The following is a 588-nucleotide window of genomic DNA, read 5'->3' on the forward strand; positions in this document are numbered from 1 at the left end:
GCCAGGTTTCCTGCGGATTGCGCCAATCGATCCCGGACAACAAATAGGACAATTGCGCCGGTGAGATTGCTACCGCCCCGCCCTCCATGTTCGGCCAGATAAACCGGCCCTTCTCCAGCCGCCGGGTAAAAAGGCAGGCGCCCAGACCATCATGCCAGATGATCTTCAAAATATCCGATCTGCGCCCCCGGAAGACGAAGAGATGCCCTGACAACGGATCATGCTTCAGAACCTCTTGCACCCGAAGCGCCAGAGAGGGAAAGCCACAGCGCATGTCCGTATACCCCGTCGAAAGCCAGACCTTGACCCCTGTTCCCATCGGAAACGGATTCATCGCAGCGCCTCCAGGCCGCGCAGGATCCGAAGCAGCGCTTCAACGTCGACATCGCGGTCCACGATCACACGACGGCCGTTCGCGCTGACAACCTCCATCCGGCCGGTGTTCGGCAATGACCCTGCTGCCGGCTCTACCTCTGGAACAAGCAGCGCCGGGACAAAGTCGCCCACAGGCGACGCAACATCCAGTTGCCACGCTCGTGCGAGCCGGCGCCATTCATATAACTGCGAACGCGATATTCCATGTCGCCG

The 588-nt window shown here is 60.4% G+C and carries 1 protein-coding gene and 1 pseudogene; both read right to left on the reverse strand.

Going from position 1 to position 588, the window contains the following annotated elements; genetic code table 11:
• The coding region (gene tnpB, locus IB277_RS37635; RefSeq protein ID WP_192373416.1) for an IS66 family insertion sequence element accessory protein TnpB at positions 1-334 on the reverse strand (334 nt) is incomplete at its 3' end.
• Positions 331-588, reverse strand: a pseudogene (locus tag IB277_RS37940) (IS66 family insertion sequence element accessory protein TnpB); the annotation flags it as partial. The gene tnpB and the pseudogene IB277_RS37940, both read right to left, overlap by 4 nt.

The sequence above is a fragment of the Ensifer sp. ENS07 genome, assembly GCF_014852185.1.
Classification (GTDB): Bacteria; Pseudomonadota; Alphaproteobacteria; order Rhizobiales; family Rhizobiaceae; genus Ensifer; species Ensifer adhaerens.